The sequence below is a fragment of the Enterococcus sp. DIV0240d genome (genome assembly GCF_051711245.1).
Classification (GTDB): domain Bacteria; phylum Bacillota; class Bacilli; order Lactobacillales; family Enterococcaceae; genus Enterococcus_D; species Enterococcus_D casseliflavus.
This window is the reverse complement of sequence record NZ_JBIOMG010000001.1, coordinates 2,548,579-2,569,353: the sequence shown is the minus strand read 5'-3', so window position 1 is coordinate 2,569,353 and position 20,775 is coordinate 2,548,579. Positions and strand designations below refer to the sequence as shown.

Genomic DNA, 20,775 nt, shown 5'->3' with positions numbered 1-20,775 from the left:
AATGGAAACGTTATATGACGTACAACAATTACTGAAACAATTTGGTGTTTACGTATATGTCGGCAAGCGGATCTACGATATAGAACTGATGCAAATCGAGCTGAAAAACTTTTATGACAGTCGCTTGATAGATCGGGATGTATATCTGACTGCCCGGCGAATTCTTACGCGGGAGCATCGAATTGAAGAAAGCCGGGAGGAAAACAAGTGATGGACAAAAAAATCATCGGAATTGATTTAGGCGGAACAACGGTGAAATTCGCTATTTTAACGAGCGAAGGCGAGATTCAGCAAAAATGGAGTATTGACACCAATATTCTTGATGAAGGCTCACATATTGTGCCAGAAATCGTGGCATCGATCAATCATCGCCTAGAATTATATGGCTTACAGCCAGAAGCATTTATCGGTATTGGTATGGGGACACCAGGAAGTGTCGATCGTGACAAAGGAACCGTTATCGGTGCCTACAATCTGAACTGGAAAACACTTCAGCCAGTCAAAGAACTGATTGAAAAAGGCACAAAAATCCCCTTTGCCATCGATAACGATGCCAATGTAGCAGCTTTAGGTGAGCGCTGGAAAGGGGCAGGGGATAACAATCCTGATGTCATCTTTATCACATTAGGTACAGGTGTTGGCGGCGGTATCATCATGGAAGGGCAATTGCTTCATGGGGTTGCTGGTTGTGCTGGAGAAATCGGTCATATCACTGTTGATCCTGAAGGGTTTGAATGTACTTGCGGCAAACGTGGTTGTTTAGAAACGGTTTCTAGTGCGACGGGTGTTGTGCGAGTTGCTCGACAGTTGGCAGAAGAATATGCTGGCGATTCGGCATTGAAACAGCAGCTGGACAATGGGGAAGATGTTTCAAGTAAAGATATTTTTGAAGCGGCTCAAGCAAACGATCCATTTGGCTTGATGGTCGTTGATAAAGTGTGCTTCTACCTTGGGTTGGCATGCGGAAACTTAGGAAACACATTAAATCCATCGAGTATCGTTTTAGGTGGAGGCGTATCAGCAGCCGGTGAATTTTTACGTGAACGGGTTGCTGCCTACTTTGCTCAGTTTACCTTCCCACAGGTAACGGAAAGTACCGAAATCAAATTGGCAGAACTTGGGAATGATGCCGGTGTGATCGGGGCAGCATCATTAGCTTTGCAATTTGCAGCAAAAGCTTAGATGCCAAGCTGCTAGGCAATGATACATTCAAGCAGCATAAATCAAAAAAAGAATGATTGTTACAATAGAGAGGAATAGAAGAAATGACACCAATTATGTGGCTAAACTTGGTTTTGGGATTAATCATCTTAGCAATCGCTTTGAACTGGGCGTATTTTCAAATCATGGGACGCCGTTCAGCAACGATCATCTCAGAAGATGAATTCAAAGCAGGAATGAAGAAAGCCCAAGTGATCGATGTTCGGGAAAAAAATGAGTTTGACAGTGGACATATTTTAGGGGCGCGTAATATTCCTTTTACTGTTTTGACGAATTCCTTCAGCGCATTTCGTAAAGATCAACCGATCTACTTATATGACACGCGTAAATCGTTGAGTATTCGCGCAGCGAATAAATTACGTAAAGAAGGCTTTACCAATGTCTATATCCTAAAAGAAGGATATGAAGGCTGGAGCGGCAAGACGAAAAAGAAAAATAGTTTATAAAATAGAGAACTCAAGGCAAAAGAACACAAGCAAATTTGAATGAGTGACGAAACACCAAACGGAGTGTTTCAAGTAAGTCATTGTTCAATTTACATTGTGGGCTTTTGCCTTTATTTGAACTTAGGTCTATTAATAAGGAGAGTGTGCGTTGATCAAGCGAAAAAGAATTTATGAAGCGGCGGAAACGACAGATGGCTATCGGGTATTGGTGGATCGCATCTGGCCTAGAGGGATGAAAAAGGAAACAGCTCAGATCGATCTATGGCTCAAAGCAGTCGCACCAAGTACTGAATTGCGCAAATGGTTTGGGCATGATCCTGAACGTTTTGATGCGTTTAAAGACCGCTATCTACAAGAATTAGAGAAAGCGCCCGCTAAAGATGCCTTGGCACAGTTAAACGCGTTGGTTGCTGAACAAGAGACCGTGACCTTACTATACGGAGCGAAAAATGAAGAACAAAATCAAGCCGTGATTTTGCAGGACTTATTGGAGAAGGAAGAATGATTACCTAAAAGAGCCGCCAGCCTATTGAAGGCTGACGGCTCTTTTGTAGCTAATGATTAACGGGCAACGCTTTTACGCATCGCACGTTTCCGTTTTTCATCATGATCCGCTTGTTGTTCATCAATTGGATCAATCACTTGTTTCTTGACCGTCATAACAACACTTGCAGCTGCAGCAACCGTTGCGACTGTTCCTACTAAAAATCCTGAAAGAAATCGTTTCATCATTAAACACCTCGCCTTTAGTTATAGGTTCATTATGAATGAAAACGGAAAAAATATCAAAAAAAATCACTTTTGGGACTGAAAACGCTTGAAATAATTTAGTAAATATTTTACAATAAGTTTACTAAAAAGAAAGTGGGAGTGAGAGAAATGGAGCAATTGCAACAGATATTTATTGATAAATTTGGAACAGAAGGCACAGGCATGTATTTTGCACCAGGGAGAATCAACTTGATCGGTGAACACACGGATTACAATGGCGGTTATGTTTTCCCGGCGGCGATCACATTAGGGACGTATGCAGTAGCACGAAAACGTGAAGACCAGTTGATCCAACTCTATTCAGAGAACTTTCCAGAAAAAGGCGTGATCTCCTTTTCGTTAGATGAGCTGGATTACCGAAAAGAAGATGATTGGACAAACTATCCGAAAGGAGTCGTTCGTTTCCTAAAAGAAGCGGGGCAAGTGATCGATCGAGGCTTTGACATCGCTTTTTATGGCAACATTCCGAATGGCGCAGGTCTTTCTTCTTCGGCATCGATTGAATTGCTGACGGGGGTTTGTCTAAAAGATCTCTTTGATTTAACCCTGACGACCTTGGACTTAGTTAAAATCGGCAAGAAAGTCGAAAATGAGTTTATTGGCGTTAACTCAGGGATCATGGATCAATTTGCGATCGGAATGGGTCAAAAAGACCATGCATTGCTTTTAGATACGAACACGTTAAATTATGAAGTCGTACCAGCGGCATTTGGCGATTATGTCGTAGCGATCATGAATACCAATAAGCGACGCGAATTGGCTGATTCTAAATACAATGAACGACGTGCAGAATGTGAAGAAGCATTGGCTCGTTTGCAAAAATCATTAGCCATTGATTCATTGGGCGCATTAGACGAAGCAACCTTTTTTGCAAATACAGCATTGATCGATGATCCACGCTTGATCAAACGGGCGAAACATGCGGTGACGGAAAACCAACGGACATTGAAAGCAAAAGCTGCTTTGACTGCTGGTGATCTTGAAGAATTCGGCCAGTTATTAAATGCCTCCCATGCTTCATTGCGAGATGATTATGAAGTGACAGGGCATGAACTAGATACACTAGTCGCAGCCGCTCAAGCGCACCCTGCTGTTCTAGGTGCGCGGATGACGGGTGCGGGCTTTGGCGGGTGCGGGATCGCATTGGTCAAAGCAAGTGAATGGGCTGATTTCGAAGCGTCAGTCAAAGCAGCCTATTTAGCAGAAATCGGCTACGCAACCGACATTTATCAAGCAAGTATTGATGATGGTGCACGAAAACTGTAGAATAAGAAACGATGAAGGAATGAAGAAAGAAGGCTGAAAATATGGCGATTTTAGTATTAGGAGGAGCCGGCTATATCGGTTCTCATGCAGTCGATCAATTGATCGAACAAGGAAAACAAGTCGTTGTCGTTGACAATTTGCTGACAGGACATCGCCAAGCGATCCATCCAGCAGCAACCTTTTATGAAGGAGATATTCGCGACAAAGCATTTTTACAATCGGTATTTGAAAAAGAAACGATCGATGGCGTGATTCACTTTGCTGCCAGCTCTTTGGTGGGAGAATCTGTGGAAAAACCATTGAAGTATTTCAACAATAATGTGTATGGGATGCAGGTCCTCTTAGAAGTGATGAAGGAACATCAAGTGAAACATATCGTCTTTTCCTCTACAGCAGCAACTTATGGGGAACCTGACCATAGTCCAATCACGGAAGAAACCCCAACAAATCCTAAAAATCCATATGGCGAAAGCAAGTTGATCATGGAAAAAATGATGCGTTGGTGCGATGAAGCTTATGGAATGAAGTATGTCGCATTGCGTTATTTCAATGTGGCTGGCGCGAAGTCGGATGCTTCTATTGGTGAAGACCATGATCCAGAAACACACTTAGTACCGATCATCTTGCAAGCTGCTTTAGGACAACGTAAAGAGGTAGCGATTTTTGGGGAGGATTACGATACTCCAGATGGTACTTGTGTTCGCGATTATGTCCATGTCGAAGATCTGATTGCTGCTCACCTGTTGGCATTAGAATATTTACAAAAAGGCAATGAGAGCAATGTTTTCAATTTAGGCAGCAATCATGGGTACTCTGTGAAAGAAATGGTGGAAGCTGCTCGCAATGTAACGAAAAAAGAGATTCCAGCCAGAGTGGCGCCTCGCCGTGCCGGTGATCCAAGTACCTTAGTGGCATCGAGTGAAAAAGCACGAAAGGTTTTAGGCTGGAAACCAGTCTATACCGACGTCGAAGCAATCATCGAGACTGCTTGGAATTGGCATGTCAGCCATCCAAATGGGTATCAAGGGCAGGAGGAATAACCAATGACGATCAGCCAAACAATCAGCGATTTCGTCACTTTAGCAATCAAGGCTGGCGGCTGGATGGAAATGGATCGTATTTATTTGCAAAACCGAATACTAGCCATGATCGGGGAAGCTGTTTTTGAGCCCAGCGAAATTCGTTCTGTCGATCGTTCCTCCATTGATTTGATGGACGAGCTGGTGGCATGCGCTTTGAGCAATCAGCAAATTGGCGATTCTCACGCAGAAAGAGAAATCTTTGAAGCACAGTTGATGGACTTTTTGACGCCACCGCCTTCAGTAGTCAATGCTTTTTTTGCGCAGCATTATGCCAATGATCCTAAAGAAGCGACGGATTATTTCTTTGAGCTGTGCCGTCAAAATGATTACATCAAGACTCGGGCCATCGCAAAGAATATCGTGTTCCCAGTTGATACCGAATATGGGGAGATCGAGATCACGATCAATTTATCAAAACCTGAAAAAGATCCCAAGCAAATAGCTAAAGAAGGAGCTGCTGCTTCTGTAGATTATCCGAAATGTATGTTGTGTTTGGAAAATGAAGGCTACCAAGGACGAGTCAATTATCCAGCGCGGACCAACCATCGGATCATCCGTATGAATTTGGATAATGAAGCATGGGGCTTTCAATATTCACCCTATGCCTACTACAATGAGCATTCGATTTTTCTCTCTTTAGACCATCGTCCTATGAAAATCAATTTGCAAACCTTCGCTCGCTTGTTGCAGATCATTGAAGTGATGCCGCATTATTTTGTCGGGTCCAATGCCGATCTGCCGATCGTTGGGGGTTCGATCTTGTCTCATGACCATTATCAAGGGGGACGGCACACGTTTGCCATGGCAAAAGCGCCGATCGAGCAACGCTTTTCTTTAACTGGTTTTCCTGATGTCGCTGCGGGGATCGTGAAGTGGCCAATGTCGGTGATACGACTACAAGCGAAAAACAAACAAAAATTAGCCGCCGCTTGCCAATATGTGTTAGCCCAATGGCAACAGTACTCAGATCCAAGTGTTTCGATCAATGCCTTTTCAGAAGATGGAACGCCTCATCATACGGTGACACCGATCGCACGCAAGCAAGGAGAGCTGTTTGAAATGGACTTAGTCTTGCGGGATAATAATGTTTCCAAAGAACATCCTGACGGCATTTTTCATCCGCATCAAGAAGTGCAGCATATCAAAAAAGAAAATATCGGATTGATTGAAGTCATGGGCTTGGCAGTTCTCCCGCCGCGTTTAGCTTCGGAACTAGAAGAAGTGACTGCTTATCTATTGGATCAGCCCAATCAAATCGCGGCATACCATATTCCTTGGGCAGATGCGATCAAAACCCAGCACCCAGAATGCAATGCCGAAAACGTGTCGCAGATTTTACGTAATGCATTAGGGGAAGTCTTTACACAAGTATTGACGCATGCAGGCGTCTTCAAGCGAGACCAGACAGGGCAAGCGGCCTTTGCTCGCTTTATAGCTACTTTATAAAAAAGTTCCCCGCAAAAAAAGGAGGCTGGAAGATGGCAACGATTAAAGATATTGCACAACAGGCTGGCGTCTCGCCAGCCACTGTATCACGGGTGCTGAATTACGATTCAGAATTATCGGTCAGTTCTGAAACCAAAGAGAAAATTTTTAAAGCCGCAGAAGCACTCAATTACACAAAACATAAAAAAAAGAGTCAGCCAGAAACCAGTAGTATGCGCTTGATCCAATGGTTTGATACCGAGGAAGAATTAGCGGATCTTTACTACTTAGCGATCCGTATCGGGATTGAAAACAAAACCGAAGAATTAGGGATTCGTTTGCTGAAAGAACCCTACGAAGGATTGACTGATACCGCAGTCGATGGAACGATTGCACTAGGGAAATTCGATGATCACCAGATTCGACAATTGAAAAAAAGCCAATCCAATTTGTTGATGGTCGATTTTGACGCATTGGCTCAGGGCGTCAATTCTCTGGTAGTGGACTTTCAACAAGCGGTGGATTTAGTGATCGATGACTTTATTGCAAAAGGCCACCAAAGGATCGGCTTGTTATCAGGCGTTGAGTTTACCAAGGATCATCACCAAGAAATCGAAGACCCTCGGCGCCGGATTTTTGAGGAACGGCTCCGTCGGTTGAAGCTGCACCACCCGCAGTATCATCTCAGCGCACCGTTTACAGTAGAGGGCGGTTATGAGGCGATGAAAGAGTATTTGCAGCAAAACAAAGAGTTGCCAAGTGCTTTATTTGCTTCCAGTGATGCCTTAGCGATTGGCGCTATGCGTGCTTTGCAAGAAAAAAACATCAAGATTCCTGAGGAGATTGCAATTATCGGCTTCAACGATGTCAGTGTTGCAAAGTACGTCTTTCCGACGCTGTCAACCATCAAAGTTCATACGGAATGGCTGGGGGAGCTGGCAGTGACGACCTTACTGGATATCATTACGAATGCAGCTCCCGTACCTCGCAAAGTTACGATCGCAACGGAACTGATTACGCGCCAATCTTCTTAGCAACCAGTTGAATCACCGAAGGATGTCGGTACACACGTCAACTGAGTTTTAATGAATTAACAAAAAATGAATATCGCCTTACCCGAACCTTTAAACAGCCTCGTCGGTTTGCAGCTGCAGCCGCGCTTGCTTTTTTCAACGGTTCGGGTATTGTTGTCCTATTGCTTTTTTTCTAAACGCAGGCATCTTTTGGGAGACTTGGTTGGGCATTTGATTAGAATATGGTAGAATATGAGAGAGTTTTTTGAATGGGGAGAAGATAGATGAAAACATTAGCGATTGATACCTCAAACCAAACACTGGCGGTTGCAGTGGTTGATGGTCAAGAAGTGCTGGGACAAAGCCAGACGATGGCGATCAAAAACCACAGCACAGCATTGATGCCTGCCATTGATGGATTGATGCAAGCGGTGGGGATGGCACCTAAAGAGCTGGAACAAATCGTTGTTGCGAAAGGTCCTGGTTCGTATACGGGTTTGCGAATCGGCGTCACAACAGCAAAAACGCTGGCGCAAACATTGAACATCCCGCTGATTGGTGTTTCTAGTTTGAAAGCAGTCGCTGCCAATTGCGTGGGCGTATCTCAAGTGATCGTCCCGTTGTTTGACGCTCGCCGTCAAAATGTCTACGCAGGTGCCTACCAATGGCATAATGGGACCTTAGAAACAAGGATCAAAGACCAACATATCTCACTGTCTGAATTATTGACCCAGCTAAAAGCAGTCGATGGTCAAGAAGTGCTATTTGTCGGCGCTGATACCGTCAAATTTAAGGACATGATCGAGGCGGAACTGCCGACAGCCCATATCAATCAAGTGTTGTTATGGAATTACCCGAGTGGCGTTGTTTTAGCTGCTATTGCGAAAGAAGAAGCGCCGGTGGGTTCGATCCATGATTTTGTACCAGACTATTTAAAATTAGTTGAAGCCGAAGAAAAATGGTTAGCCTCGCATGAACCGGGAGTGGATGCCTATGTTGAAAAAATTTAAAACGATGACGGGAAAGTTGGCTCTTTTCCGTCAGATTAAATATCCAGAGCGTAAAAAAGAGATACGAGGGGAAACGTACGTTGTTCGTGAATTAGTCGGTGATGACATTAAAGAGCTGCTGCAGGTGGAGCGTCTCGTGTATGCTGGGGAACTGCCTTGGACCAAGAGCGCCTTTTTGTCAGAGCTTTATTCACGGGTCAAACATCTTTATTTGGGCATCTTGCATAATGAGCGGATGATTGGGTTTATCGGGGTGCGGATTTTAGGCGCTGATGCCCATATCACCAATATCGCGATCATTCCTGATTATCAAGGAAAAGGGATCGGTTCTTTCTTGCTAGGAGAAATTGAACGTTATGCGAGGAAAAACAAATGCGACCGTTTGACATTAGAAGTTCGCCTGGGCAATCGTGATGCGCAACGTTTGTATCGGACCCTCGGGTTTGTTTCACAGGCGATCAAAACGGCGTACTACACCGAAGGCAATGAAGACGCATTGGATATGGTGAAATTTTTAAATGACTAACGAACAAGCAGATCAAACGATCCCGACACCGCAAATGCTCTGGTCATTGGCAGATCAGAGCTATCCCTTTGGCTCGCCTTGGAATGTGCAGCAATTTCAACAAGATTTGCAAAACAGCAACAGTCGCTATTTGTTCCGTTATGGAAAAACCAATCAAGAGCTGATTGGGTTTCTCTGTTTTCAGCAAGTGCTGGATGAAGCAGAGCTGTTTAATGTAGCGGTTTTACCAGCGTATCAAGGTCGTGGTTTGGCGAAAGAATTGTTGAAACAAATGGAATCGCTCGTGGAACAAACCGATGGTCGGCGCATCTATCTTGAAGTGCGTGTGTCGAATTTGCAAGCACAAGCTCTTTATGTACGTATGGGCTATACAGTCATCGGTCGTAGAAAAAAATATTACAGTCATCCAGAAGAGGATGCGTTGATTATGGAAAAGAAAGTAGGCGGACAAAAATCAAATGAATGAATTGATTTTAGCCATTGAAAGCAGTTGTGATGAAACCAGTGTGGCAGTGATTAAAAACGGCGACACCATTTTAAGTAACATTGTTGCTTCGCAGATCAAGAGCCACCAGCGCTTCGGCGGTGTCGTACCAGAAGTCGCTAGTCGTCACCATGTCGAACAGATTACTTTATGTATCGAAGAAGCATTGACACAGGCCGACACCCAACCTGAAGAGTTGTCAGCTGTTGCTGTTACCTATGGTCCAGGGTTGGTTGGGGCACTGTTGATTGGGCTTTCTGCAGCAAAAGCCTTTGCCTGGGCCCGCAGCTTACCGCTGATTCCGGTCAATCACATGGCAGGACATATTTATGCAGCTCGCCTAGTGAAGCCATTGGTTTTTCCTTTAATGGCATTATTGGTCAGCGGTGGCCACACCGAATTGGTGTATATGGCAGAAGATGGCTCTTTTGAGATCATCGGTGAAACGAGAGATGATGCCGCTGGTGAAGCCTATGACAAAGTCGGTCGTATTCTGGGGTTGCCGTATCCTAGTGGGAAAGAAATTGATCGCCTGGCGCATCTAGGCAGTGATACGTATCACTTTCCTCGAGCAATGATACAAGAAGATAATTTTGATTTTAGTTTCAGTGGCTTAAAGAGTTCCTTTATCAATTTTGTGCATAATGCACAGCAAAGAGAGGAAGCATTGTCAGTAGAAAATCTAGCAGCTAGTTTCCAAGCCAGCGTTGTCGAAGTATTGGTTCACAAAACAGTGCGGGCATGCCAAGTCTATCCAGTAAACCAGCTGATCGTCGCTGGCGGGGTCGCCGCGAATCAAGGGTTGCGTGACGCTTTACAAAAAGCGATGCAGGAATTGCCGAAAGTGGAATTGTTGATTCCACCGTTGCGTCTTTGCGGAGATAATGCGGCCATGATTGGTGCCTATGCCCATGTTGCGTTGAAAAAGCAGCGCTTAGCAGATCTTTCATTGAATGCTGATCCAAGTGTCAGCTTTGCCCATACGATTTCTTAAGATGATTGCACCTAAGATCCGTTCTTAGGTGTATTTTTTTAGTTTCTTTATGAGCAAACAGAAGATTCCGTTGTATTTTATTTCATTATTTGATATCATAATGTATAATTATTAGTTAATTGGAGGGCGGGTATGCAATGACATCGGTTTTTAAAGGACGCAGTTTTTTAGCAGAAAAGGATTTTACAAAAGAAGAACTACAATATCTGATTGATTTTTCCCAGCACTTGAAAGGGATGAAGGCCAACAATCAACCACATCGCTACTTAGAAGGAAAAAATATTGCACTTTTGTTTGAAAAGAATTCGACACGGACGCGAGCAGCCTTTACGGTTGCAGCGGTGGATCTGGGGGCACATCCGGAATTTTTAGGGGCCAATGATATTCAGTTGGGGTCTAAAGAATCCGTTGAAGATACCGCCAAAGTATTCGGCCGTATGTTTGACGGGATCGAGTTTCGCGGCTTTAGCCAACAGGTTGTCGAAGATCTGGCCAGCTATTCAGGCGTACCTGTTTGGAATGGCTTAACGGATGAATGGCATCCAACGCAAATGATCGCTGACTTTTTAACCATTCAAGAAAACTTCGGTGAACTGACTGGCTTGACCATCGCATACTGTGGGGATGGGCGCAACAATGTCGCCAATTCTTTGTTAGTGACGAGTGCGATTTTAGGGGTCAATATTCATGTCGTCACCCCGAAGGCCTTGCAGCCAGAAGCAACCATCATCGCGCAGGCACAAGCCTATGCCCAGCACTCTGGCGCAAAGATCATGGTGACTGATGATGTGGATCAAGGTGTTCTAGGCGCTGATGTCGTGTATACCGATGTTTGGGTATCAATGGGTGAAGAAGAAAAATTCCAAGAACGGATCGAACAGCTGCTGCCGTATCAAGTCAACCAATCGTTGATGAAAAAAACCCAAAACGATCAAGTGATTTTTATGCATTGTTTGCCAGCATTTCATGATGATCAGACTACGTATGGCAAAAAAGCAGCGCAGGCGTATGGAATTTCTGAGATGGAAGTCACTGATGAGGTCTTTCGCAGTAAGTATGCCCGTCAATTTGATCAAGCCGAAAATCGTTTGCACTCAATCAAAGCGATCATGGCAGTGACTGCTGGAGATCTATTTATTCCTAAAGTATAAAATAATTTTTTTTGAAAATGCCAAAATCTCGCTAGCCAAACAAACATTTCTTTGCTATACTTTCTGGGAAGTAAATAGCCTTGATTTGATGAAACAAGAGAAGTAGCGATTCGAGTATCAGTTAGCGAGTTCGGGGTGGTGGAAGCCGAATTGATCAGATTGTGAAACGCACTTGTGAGAATTTGCCAAGCAAACGGAATTCTGCCGTTATCAGAAAAAAGTGGGTCCGAAAAGGACAATCAGAGTGGTACCGCGGGAAATCTCGTCTCTAGTGCATGTTATGCGCTAGAGGCTTTTTTGTTTTTATCAATCATTTCTTGCGTTAAAAACATACAGCTGTTTGCTTGCTTCAAACAACTTTTCATCAAAACATGGGCTCAGTCATTATAGGAGGGATACTATGAATAACAAAGAAATCGTCGCACAAGCCATCCATCAAGTAGTAAAAGAAGATCTATCGATCGAACAAGTTCAGCAATTACTGGAAAATCCAAAGTCAGCCGACCATGGGGATGTGGCATTCCCAGCCTTCTCGCTAGCAAAAGTCTATCGGAAAGCGCCGCAGCAAATTGCCGCAGACTTAGCAGAAAAAATCGATCAAGCGTCTTTTGAAAAAATTGAAGTGGTCGGTCCATATTTAAACTTCTTTATGGATAAAAAAGCAATCTCTGCCCACGTCTTAGAGATGGTTCTCAAAGAAAAAAATCATTTTGGCGATCAAACCATCGGCAATCAGCAAGCAGTACCCATCGATATGTCTTCACCAAATATTGCCAAACCCATCTCAATGGGGCATTTGCGTTCCACTGTGATCGGTAACTCGATCGGCTTTATTTTAGAAAAAATCGGTTACCAGCCAATTCGCATCAACCATTTAGGCGACTGGGGCACACAATTTGGGAAATTGATCGTGGCCTATAAAAAATGGGGGTCAGAAGAAGCGGTCAAAGCGGAACCAATCAACGAACTGTTGCGTTTGTATGTTGATTTTCATGAAGCTGCCGAGACAGATAAACAATTAGAAGATGATGCGAGAGCTTGGTTCAAGAAACTAGAAGATGGTGACCAAGAAGCAATGGATTTATGGCAATGGTTCCGTGATGAATCATTAAAAGAATTCAATAAAATCTATGATATGTTGGAAGTTTCCTTTGATTCATTGAATGGCGAAGCTTTCTATAATGATAAAATGACAGAAGTCGTGGAATTATTAGAGGAAAAACACTTGCTGAAAGAAGACCAAGGGGCAGAAATCGTTGATTTGGCTGCGTATGACTTAAATCCAGCCTTGATCCGCAAATCCGATGGTGCGACTCTTTACATCACCCGGGACATGGCTGCGGCGCTATACCGCAAACGGACCTACAATTTTGCCAAATCATTGTACGTGGTAGGAAATGAGCAAAGTTATCACTTCAAGCAATTAAAAGCTGTTTTGAAGGAAATGGGCTTTGAGTGGGCAGATGATATGACCCACGTACCATTTGGGTTGATCACCAAAGATGGGAAAAAATTATCTACGAGAAAAGGGAAGATCGTTCTTTTAGAAGAAGTATTGAATGAAGCGATCGATTCAGCGAAAGAACAAATCACTGAAAAGAACCCAACCCTTGAAAACAAAGAAGAAGTTGCAAAACAAGTCGGTGTCGGGGCAGTCGTTTTCCACGATTTGAAAAATGACCGTTTGAATAATTTCGACTTTACGCTAGAAGAAGTTGTCCGTTTTGAAGGAGAGACCGGACCCTATGTGCAATATTCTCATGCCCGTGCGATGAGCATTCTTGAAAAAGCCGACTTTGATCCTGCTGCTGTCAGCAGTTTGTCATTGGCAGATACTGAGAGCTGGGAAGTCATCAAATTGATTCAGCGCTACCCAGAAACCGTGCTGCAAGCAGCAGAAAAATATGAACCATCCGTCATTGCTAAACATGCCATCAAATTGGCACAGGCCTTTAATAAGTATTACGCCAATGTGAAAATCTTGGCTGAAGATGCGGAAAAAGACGCACGTCTGGCTCTAGTTTATGCAGTAACGACCTTATTAAAAGAAGATTTACGGTTGCTTGGTTTACATGCACCCGACAAAATGTAACAAAAAAAACTGTGTCCTTGTTTCGACAAGGACACAGCTTTTTTGTAGTAAAAATACAGATAGGTCACATTTGTTCGGTGTCTTATAAGACCGCGTGGTTTCTGATAAATTGATAAAAAGTTTCGGCATCTTCGTCGCTGCGGGAAATCACCGCTACTGTATCAAAGCCCGCCAACGAGCAAACTTTTTCTGGCATAGTCACTTCATCGATCGCAGCCGAAAGCAAAGGCGCATTGTCCGCAACGGTATGGATCAACGTCATAAATTGCACACGATCTACTTTAGTGACAACGTCTTCGATCATCTGTATCAATCGCTGCTCTTCTTCTTTTTCATCTTCTGACGATTGCATTCCTTGAAAAATGACAAACTTCGTCTGACCTGTTTCATCGGGCACTTTCACGATTTTCAAATCACGAATATCGCGAGAGATGGTCGCTTGCGTGGCGGAGACGCCTTGGGCTTCCAATTGCTGCAATAATTCTTCTTGCGTGCGTACAGTATGTTCAGTAATAATTTGTCTAATAAGTAAATGGCGATCAGCTTTTCGCATAGGTAAACTCCTTTAAGCATGATTGATTAAGTCAGCCTTATCATAGCAGATAAAGCCGAAAAAACCTAGATATAATAAGAAAAGAATTAGAATGTTAAAAAAAAGCTGGAGCACGTATCGTAGTTTTTTCATTTGAATCAGTTGCATTTCTTTTTTAGCTACTGTATACTGTTTAAGGCGTGAGTTTTTCACGTCAATCCCACATCTTGTTCCATCTGCGAAGCGGTGCTGATCGATTCAGTTCTTCAAGGAGTAAAAGAGCAAGAGAGGAAAACAAAAAAACCAAATTGGAGGAAACACAACATGGCAGTAATCTCAATGAAACAATTACTAGAAGCCGGCGTACACTTTGGTCACCAAACTCGTCGCTGGAACCCAAAAATGAAGAAATATATCTTCACAGAAAGAAACGGCATCTACATCATTGATTTGCAAAAAACAGTGAAATTAGTAGACGCAGCTTACGACTACATGAAAAATGTTGCTGAAGAAGGCGGCGTTGCATTGTTCGTAGGTACTAAAAAACAAGCACAAGAAGCAATCAAAGAAGAAGCAATCCGTTCAGGTCAATACTATGTTAACCATCGTTGGTTAGGTGGAACTTTGACAAACTGGGAAACAATCCAAAAACGTGTTGCTCGTTTGAAACAAATCAACAAAATGGAAGAAGATGGCACATTTGCTGTTCTTCCTAAAAAAGAAGTCGTTGGCTTGAACAAAGAGCGCGAACGTCTTGAAAAATTCTTAGGCGGTATCGCTGATATGCCAAGAATTCCAGATGTAATGTACGTTGTTGACCCACGTAAAGAACGTATCGCGATCCAAGAAGCACGCAAATTAAATATCCCGATCGTAGCGATGGTCGATACAAACTGTGATCCAGACGAAATCGATGTTGTTATCCCATCAAACGATGATGCTATTCGTGCCGTTAAATTGATCACTGCGAAAATGGCAGATGCTTTCATCGAAGGTAACCAAGGCGAAGACCAAGTAGCAGAAGAAGATTTTGCTGCTGAATCAACAGAAAACGCAACTTCAATCGAAGAAATCGTTGATGTTGTCGAAGGCGACAACGCATCAGCTGAATAATAAATGATGGAGCTGTTTCAAAGGCTAGGCGCCAAGCCTCACTCTCCTTTGAAACAGCTTTTTTTAAAGACAAGCAATCTTATTTAAAAACATTTAGGAGGAAACAAAAAATGGCAGAAGTAACAGCTAAATTAGTAAAAGAATTACGCGATATGACTGGTGTAGGAATGATGGACGCAAAACGTGCATTAGTTGAAGTAGAAGGCGACATCGAAAAAGCCGTAGACTTATTACGTGAAAAAGGTATGGCAAAAGCTGCGAAGAAAAACGACCGTATTGCTGCTGAAGGTTTAGCATCTGTAGCGATCAACGGCAACACAGCAGCAATCGTTGAAGTGAACTCAGAAACTGACTTCGTTTCTAAAAACGAAATGTTCCAAGACTTAGTAAAAGAAATCGCTGAAGTAATCGCAGCAAACAAACCAGCTGATATGGATGCTGCTTTAAAATTAGAAACTTCTAAAGGCACAATGGATGCTGCGTTGATCGAAGCAACACAAGTAATCGGAGAAAAAATCAGCTTCCGTCGTTTTGAAGTTGTTGAAAAAGATGACAATGCTGCTTTCGGCGGTTACCTACACATGGGCGGACGTATTGCTGTATTGACTGTTCTTGAAGGAACAACTGACGAATCAGTTGCGAAAGATGTTGCAATGCACGTTGCAGCGATCAACCCTCGCTACGTGAACGAAGCACAAATCTCTCAAGAAGAATTGGATCATGAAAAACAAGTCTTGACAGAACAAGCATTGAACGAAGGCAAACCAGCGAACATCGTTGAAAAAATGGTTGAAGGACGCTTGAAGAAATTTAAAGCAGAAATCGCTTTGGTTGACCAACCATTCGTTAAAGACCCAGATATGACAGTTGAAAAATATGTTGCATCAAAAGGCGCAACTGTGAAATCTTTTGTCCGCTTTGAAGTCGGCGAAGGTATCGAGAAACGCGAAGACAACTTCGTTGAAGAAGTAATGAGCCAAGTGAAAAAATAATTCTGTTCCTCGAACAGATGGGAACGCATGGAAGTGCGCTCCCTTTTTTTAAGCAAAAACGGTTTTTGAAGAAATAGTGTAGATAATTTTCAACGAAAGAGCACCAATATGCTACAATAGTATTGGAGAATGTACGGAGGAATCATGATGGGCAAACCAAAATATCAACGTGTTGTATTAAAATTAAGTGGTGAAGCATTAGCGGGTGACGAAGGCTTTGGGATCAAACCACCGACGATCCAAGAGATCGTTAAAGAGATCAAGGAAGTCCACGAATTAGGCGTACAGATGGCGATCGTGGTCGGCGGCGGGAACATTTGGCGTGGACAAATCGGCGCGCAAATGGGGATGGAAAGAGCACAAGCTGATTACATGGGCATGTTAGCGACTGTGATGAATGCTTTAGCATTACAAGACACGCTAGAAAATGCTGGTGTACCAACGCGTGTCCAAACTTCGATCGAAATGCGTCAAATCGCAGAGCCTTATATTCGTCGCAGAGCAGAACGTCACTTAGAAAAAGGGCGGGTCGTCATTTTTGCAGGCGGAACCGGAAACCCTTATTTCTCAACTGATACGACCGCAGCCTTACGGGCAGCTGAAATCAACGCTGATGTCATTTTGATGGCGAAAAACAATGTTGATGGCGTCTACTCAGCAGATCCTAAAACGGACCAAAGTGCTGTGAAATTTGAAGAATTGACTCATTTAGAAGTCATTTCTAAAGGATTGCAAGTAATGGATTCAACCGCAAGTTCATTAAGTATGGACAACGATATTCCATTAGTCGTATTCAACTTGAATGAGCATGGAAACATTCGCCGCGCCATTTTAGGTGAACATATTGGAACGACAGTAAGGGGGAAATAACATGGCTGACAAAATTTTAACAGAAGCAAAAGACAAAATGAAAAAAGCAGCAGAAAACTTGCAGCGGGAATTAGGACAAATCCGTGCTGGCCGCGCGAATGCGAGCATCTTAGACCGCGTAATGGTTACTTACTATGGTGTACCAACACCCTTGAACCAAATGGCTTCAATTACGATTCCAGAAGCAAGAATTTTGATGATCACACCTTTTGACAAAACAATGATCCAAGAAGTAGAAAAAGCTATCATGCAAAGTGATATTGGTATCACACCTGCCAATGACGGAACAGTCATTCGTTTGGTGATTCCTCAATTAACGGAAGAACGTCGTAAAGAATTAGCCAAAGACGTGAAAAAAGAAGCTGAAAATGCGAAAATCGCGGTCCGTAACATTCGCCGTGATGCGATGGAAGCTTACAAGAAACAAGAAAAAGCTGGCGATATTACAGAAGATGATTTGCGTGAATCTGAAAAAGAAGTGCAAACTGCTACAGATAACAGCATCAAAGAAATCGATGCGATCGCAGCTGAAAAAGAGCAAGAGCTACTTGAGGTTTAAAAGGAATGACGAAGAGTCGCTTCAGCGGCTCTTTTTTTATGGGCGAAAGTGGCGTATGTACTTGAATATCACGACTGTTTTTTTGTTTTTTCTTAATATGGAAATCTTTTCTTGGTTTTCATAGGCAAGAAATCTGATTATTGTTATAATGTAAAAGATGAATTTCAAGAATTGGAAGAGGAGCGAATACGATGCTGCGTTTTTTTCCACAAAAAGACAAATATATCAAAGAAGCGGCTGAACATGAATTTGATCCATCACTGCCGATTCCCCAACACATCGCGATCATTATGGATGGCAATGGCAGATGGGCGCAAAATCGGCGCTTGCCAAGAGTAGCTGGTCACAAAGAAGGCATGGAGACGGTAAAAAAGATCACGAAACATGCTTCACACCTTGGTGTGAAAGTATTGACTCTTTATGCGTTTTCAACAGAGAATTGGAAACGGCCAAACGAAGAAGTGGACTTTTTGATGCAACTGCCCGTCGACTTTTTCGATACGTTTGTTCCTGAGCTGATCAAAGAAAATGTTCAAGTCAAAGTGATGGGGTTCACGGAATCTTTACCCGAACACACACAAGAAGCGGTCAAGCGAGCGATTGGCCAAACCAAAGATAATACCGGGATGATCTTGAATTTTGCTTTAAATTACGGCAGCCGCGCAGAAATTTTGACTGCTGTCCAAGCCCTTTATGAAGAGCTTGCAGCTTCGGAGGAAGCCCTGCCCAAGCTCACGGAAGACATGCTGGCGACACATTTGATGACTGGTTTTTTGCCAAACGCGTTACGTGATCCTGAATTGGTGATTCGCACGAGTGGCGAAGAACGTATCAGCAACTTCTTGTTATGGCAGATTGCTTACAGCGAATTATTCTTTACGAAAGCGCTCTGGCCTGATTTCGATGCTGCTTTACTAGAAGATGCGATCGGGAGCTTTCAACAACGAAACCGGCGTTTTGGCGGTTTGAAAACGAAGGAGGAAGAAGAGTGAGACAACGTGTAATCACTGCGGTCGTCGCATTAGCCTTTTTCCTGCCAATTATTTACGTTGGCGGCATTGCCGTCGAATTGCTGGCAGCAGCGATGGCAGGGATCGGTGTTTATGAATTATTTCGGATGAAAGGACTAGCTGTTTTCAGTTTTGAAGGAATTCTTTCAATCATCGGTGCGGTGATTTTAGTTTTACCTCAAGAACGCTGGTTTTTCTTTTTGCCAGAGGGCACAGATAAAAGTGCCTTGTATTATGTAATCGTCCTTTTATTACTAGGGATCGCGGTTATTTCTAAAAATACGTATACTATCGATGAAGCTGGGTTTCCAGTGATCGTCAGCTTATATACTGGTGTCGGGTTTGAACGTTTCTTGACGGCACGTTCAGCAACAGATGGCTTAGTCGTTTTAGTTTTCGGTCTGTTTATCGTGTGGGCAACGGATATTGGGGCTTACATGGTGGGACGGCGTTACGGACAACGAAAATTATGGCCAGAGATTTCCCCTAATAAAACGATCGAAGGGGCCCTAGGCGGGATTGCTGCTGCGGTGGTCGTAGCCGGTTTGTATCTACTGGCATTTCCAGGGAAAGATTATTTTGGGCATGGTAGTGCCATCATGATCTTATTGACGGTCCTCTTTTCGATCGCTGGTCAATTCGGGGATTTAGTGGAATCGGCAATCAAACGTCATTATGGCGTGAAGGATTCAGGCAATCTTTTGCCAGGACATGGCGGGATCTTGGATCGCTTCGATAGCATGCTGTTTGTGTTTCCAATCATGTATTTATTCGGTGTTTTTTAGAAATTATTTAGAAGTGCAGGCTTGGCTTGCGCTTCTTTTTTTAAATTCTTGTTACAACGGGAATGTGAGTTCCTCAACGGGAATCGGTGTGATAAAATAAGGAAAGGCTGCCCTGAATGAGAGGGATGCTGTGAAAGAGAGGAACGAGCATGAAAACGATACTTGTATTTATCATTATCTTTTCCGTAGTGGTAGTGATTCACGAGTTTGGACACTACTTCTTTGCAAAACGGGCAGGTATTTTAGTAAGAGAGTTTGCCATCGGTATGGGGCCTAAATTGTTCGCGCATCAAGCGAAAGATGGGACGACCTACACGATTCGGATGCTGCCATTAGGCGGGTATGTCCAAATGGCGGGCTGGGGTGAAGATGAAACAGAATTAACACCAGGTATGCCAGTCTCCTTGGTTCAAGATGCAACTGGCAAAGTTATCAAAATCAATACGAGCAAAAAGATCCAATTGCCGCAAGCGATCCCTATGGAAGTGACCGACTTTGACTTGGAGGAAAAGTTGACGATCACAGGGTTCATCAACGGCAATGAACAAGAAGCGGTTATGTACGCTGTGGATCATGACGCAACGATCATTCATGAAGATGGCGTTGAAGTTCGGATCGCACCAAAAGACGTTCAATTTCAGTCCGCAAAGCTTTGGCAGCGAATGTTGACGAATTTTGCCGGACCGATGAACAACTTTATTTTATCCTTGGTCTTATTCACTGGGTTGGTGTTTGCACAAGGTGGTGTTGCGAATCAAGATGCAACCATCGTGACAGGAATCGAAGCAGGAACACCGGCAGCTGAAGCAGGGCTGCAAAATGGCGATGTAATCTTAGCTGTCGAAGGTGTCGATGTTTCTAACTGGTCAGAATTAACGACTGAGATCCAAAAGTACCCAGATACTCAGATTGCTCTAGCAGTCAAACGAGGATCAGAAACACTTGATTTGACGGCAACTCCTGCGAGTCAAGAATCAGGGGAGACCACGATCGGTTTCTTAGGGATCACCGCTTCCTTAAAAACTGGGATCGGAGATATCTTACTGGGTGGCTTGCAAACGACCATTGACAATTCACTGGTGATTTTTAGAGCAGTCGGCAACTTGATTGCCCAACCAGATATCAATAAATTGGGTGGACCGGTAGCGATTTTCCAACTGTCTTCTCAAGCTGCATCGCAAGGGGTAACAACGGTGATCGCGATGATGGCGATGATTTCTATCAACTTGGGGATCTTTAATTTATTACCGATTCCTGGATTGGATGGCGGTAAGCTGGTTTTAAATATTTTAGAAGGTTTGCGAGGCAAGCCAATCAGCCAAGAAAAAGAAGGCATCATTACCCTGATTGGGTTTGGGTTTTTGATGCTGCTGATGGTTCTCGTTACCTGGAATGATATCCAACGTTTCTTCTTTTAAAATAATACGCACAAG

Annotated in this window: 23 protein-coding genes and 1 other annotated feature; of the genes, 21 read left to right on the top strand and 2 right to left on the bottom strand. The window is 43.4% G+C overall.

The features are described from left to right. Position 1 precedes the first annotated feature (1 nt). The 4 genes from IGJ25_RS12090 (at position 2) to IGJ25_RS12075 (ending at position 2,172) form a co-directional block, all read left to right on the top strand. The gene (locus tag IGJ25_RS12090; RefSeq protein WP_005229394.1) at positions 2 to 211 is read left to right on the top strand and encodes a YqgQ family protein; all 210 of its coding nucleotides are present in this window, start codon (positions 2 to 4) and stop codon (positions 209 to 211) included. Continuing rightward, positions 211 to 1,182: an ROK family glucokinase gene (locus IGJ25_RS12085; RefSeq protein WP_005229395.1), complete on the top strand. Its 972-nt coding sequence runs from the start codon at positions 211 to 213 to the stop codon at positions 1,180 to 1,182. The genes IGJ25_RS12090 and IGJ25_RS12085 overlap by 1 nt, the downstream gene beginning before the upstream one ends. An 83-nt stretch (positions 1,183 to 1,265) precedes the next feature. Continuing rightward, a complete protein-coding gene (locus tag IGJ25_RS12080) occupies positions 1,266 to 1,667 on the top strand; it encodes a rhodanese-like domain-containing protein (RefSeq protein ID WP_005229396.1) in 402 nt (133 codons plus the stop codon). Positions 1,668 to 1,815: 148 nt separating this feature from the next. Further along, positions 1,816 to 2,172 carry a DUF488 domain-containing protein gene (locus IGJ25_RS12075; protein WP_010749308.1) on the top strand — a complete coding sequence of 119 codons (357 nt, stop codon included), beginning with the start codon at positions 1,816 to 1,818 and terminating at the stop codon, positions 2,170 to 2,172. Between the two features lie 56 nt (positions 2,173 to 2,228). Here the strand turns inward: IGJ25_RS12075 and IGJ25_RS12070 are convergent, their stop codons facing one another. After that, the gene (locus IGJ25_RS12070) at positions 2,229 to 2,396 is read right to left on the bottom strand and encodes a DUF3042 family protein (protein WP_017144401.1); all 168 of its coding nucleotides are present in this window, start codon (positions 2,394 to 2,396) and stop codon (positions 2,229 to 2,231) included. Between the two features lie 150 nt (positions 2,397 to 2,546). On the opposite strand from IGJ25_RS12070, the gene IGJ25_RS12065 reads away from it, so the two are divergent. The 10 genes from IGJ25_RS12065 to argS all read left to right on the top strand — a co-directional run bounded on the left by IGJ25_RS12065 (position 2,547) and on the right by argS (position 13,481). Continuing rightward, positions 2,547 to 3,704, top strand: coding sequence for a galactokinase (locus tag IGJ25_RS12065; RefSeq protein WP_010749309.1), 1,158 nt, complete (start codon positions 2,547 to 2,549; stop codon positions 3,702 to 3,704). Positions 3,705 to 3,745: 41 nt separating this feature from the next. Beyond that, positions 3,746 to 4,744, top strand: a complete 999-nt coding sequence (gene galE / locus IGJ25_RS12060) for a UDP-glucose 4-epimerase GalE (RefSeq protein ID WP_005229400.1) — start codon at positions 3,746 to 3,748, stop codon at positions 4,742 to 4,744. A 3-nt stretch (positions 4,745 to 4,747) separates the two neighbouring features. After that, positions 4,748 to 6,232, top strand: a complete 1,485-nt coding sequence (galT, locus tag IGJ25_RS12055) for a UDP-glucose--hexose-1-phosphate uridylyltransferase (protein WP_225001233.1) — start codon at positions 4,748 to 4,750, stop codon at positions 6,230 to 6,232. 32 nt (positions 6,233 to 6,264) lie between these two features. Continuing rightward, positions 6,265 to 7,245, top strand: coding sequence for a LacI family DNA-binding transcriptional regulator (locus IGJ25_RS12050; RefSeq protein ID WP_060792273.1), 981 nt, complete (start codon positions 6,265 to 6,267; stop codon positions 7,243 to 7,245). A gap of 263 nt (positions 7,246 to 7,508) precedes the next feature. Then, positions 7,509 to 8,234, top strand: a complete 726-nt coding sequence (gene tsaB / locus IGJ25_RS12045; RefSeq protein WP_231472623.1) for a tRNA (adenosine(37)-N6)-threonylcarbamoyltransferase complex dimerization subunit type 1 TsaB — start codon at positions 7,509 to 7,511, stop codon at positions 8,232 to 8,234. After that, a complete protein-coding gene (gene rimI, locus IGJ25_RS12040) occupies positions 8,218 to 8,760 on the top strand; it encodes a ribosomal protein S18-alanine N-acetyltransferase (protein ID WP_225001235.1) in 543 nt (180 codons plus the stop codon). Before tsaB ends, rimI (IGJ25_RS12040) begins: the two co-directional genes overlap by 17 nt. Next, positions 8,753 to 9,226 carry a ribosomal protein S18-alanine N-acetyltransferase gene (gene rimI / locus IGJ25_RS12035; protein ID WP_225001236.1) on the top strand — a complete coding sequence of 158 codons (474 nt, stop codon included), beginning with the start codon at positions 8,753 to 8,755 and terminating at the stop codon, positions 9,224 to 9,226. Before rimI (IGJ25_RS12040) ends, rimI (IGJ25_RS12035) begins: the two co-directional genes overlap by 8 nt. Then, on the top strand, positions 9,219 to 10,238 hold the full coding sequence (gene tsaD, locus IGJ25_RS12030; RefSeq protein ID WP_225001237.1) for a tRNA (adenosine(37)-N6)-threonylcarbamoyltransferase complex transferase subunit TsaD: 1,020 nt from the start codon (positions 9,219 to 9,221) through the stop codon (positions 10,236 to 10,238). Before rimI (IGJ25_RS12035) ends, tsaD begins: the two co-directional genes overlap by 8 nt. A 137-nt stretch (positions 10,239 to 10,375) precedes the next feature. After that, the gene (argF, locus tag IGJ25_RS12025; protein ID WP_225001238.1) at positions 10,376 to 11,389 is read left to right on the top strand and encodes an ornithine carbamoyltransferase; all 1,014 of its coding nucleotides are present in this window, start codon (positions 10,376 to 10,378) and stop codon (positions 11,387 to 11,389) included. Between the two features lie 79 nt (positions 11,390 to 11,468). Further along, positions 11,469 to 11,662, top strand: a binding site (T-box leader). A gap of 127 nt (positions 11,663 to 11,789) precedes the next feature. Continuing rightward, positions 11,790 to 13,481 (top strand): arginine--tRNA ligase, encoded by a 1,692-nt coding sequence (gene argS / locus IGJ25_RS12020; protein WP_005229423.1) that lies wholly within the window; start codon positions 11,790 to 11,792, stop codon positions 13,479 to 13,481. An 82-nt stretch (positions 13,482 to 13,563) separates the two neighbouring features. Here argS and IGJ25_RS12015 read toward each other — a convergent pair whose 3' ends face one another. Continuing rightward, complete coding sequence (locus IGJ25_RS12015; RefSeq protein ID WP_005229424.1) at positions 13,564 to 14,034, bottom strand: arginine repressor; 471 nt, start codon at positions 14,032 to 14,034, stop codon at positions 13,564 to 13,566. 303 nt (positions 14,035 to 14,337) lie between these two features. Between IGJ25_RS12015 and rpsB the strand changes: the two genes are divergently transcribed. The 7 genes from rpsB (at position 14,338) to rseP (ending at position 20,760) form a co-directional block, all read left to right on the top strand. Next, complete coding sequence (rpsB, locus tag IGJ25_RS12010; protein WP_005229426.1) at positions 14,338 to 15,126, top strand: 30S ribosomal protein S2; 789 nt, start codon at positions 14,338 to 14,340, stop codon at positions 15,124 to 15,126. A 110-nt stretch (positions 15,127 to 15,236) separates the two neighbouring features. Continuing rightward, positions 15,237 to 16,118, top strand: coding sequence for a translation elongation factor Ts (gene tsf, locus IGJ25_RS12005; RefSeq protein WP_005229432.1), 882 nt, complete (start codon positions 15,237 to 15,239; stop codon positions 16,116 to 16,118). 147 nt (positions 16,119 to 16,265) lie between these two features. Further along, positions 16,266 to 16,988 carry a UMP kinase gene (gene pyrH, locus IGJ25_RS12000; protein ID WP_005229433.1) on the top strand — a complete coding sequence of 241 codons (723 nt, stop codon included), beginning with the start codon at positions 16,266 to 16,268 and terminating at the stop codon, positions 16,986 to 16,988. A gap of 1 nt (position 16,989) precedes the next feature. Beyond that, positions 16,990 to 17,547, top strand: coding sequence for a ribosome recycling factor (gene frr, locus IGJ25_RS11995; RefSeq protein WP_005229434.1), 558 nt, complete (start codon positions 16,990 to 16,992; stop codon positions 17,545 to 17,547). 191 nt (positions 17,548 to 17,738) lie between these two features. Continuing rightward, a complete protein-coding gene (locus IGJ25_RS11990) occupies positions 17,739 to 18,539 on the top strand; it encodes an isoprenyl transferase (RefSeq protein WP_225001239.1) in 801 nt (266 codons plus the stop codon). Beyond that, positions 18,536 to 19,342, top strand: coding sequence for a phosphatidate cytidylyltransferase (locus IGJ25_RS11985; protein WP_010749318.1), 807 nt, complete (start codon positions 18,536 to 18,538; stop codon positions 19,340 to 19,342). The genes IGJ25_RS11990 and IGJ25_RS11985 overlap by 4 nt, the downstream gene beginning before the upstream one ends. 149 nt (positions 19,343 to 19,491) lie before the next feature. Continuing rightward, positions 19,492 to 20,760 (top strand): RIP metalloprotease RseP, encoded by a 1,269-nt coding sequence (rseP, locus tag IGJ25_RS11980; protein WP_225001240.1) that lies wholly within the window; start codon positions 19,492 to 19,494, stop codon positions 20,758 to 20,760. The last annotated feature ends 15 nt before the right edge of the window (positions 20,761 to 20,775 follow it).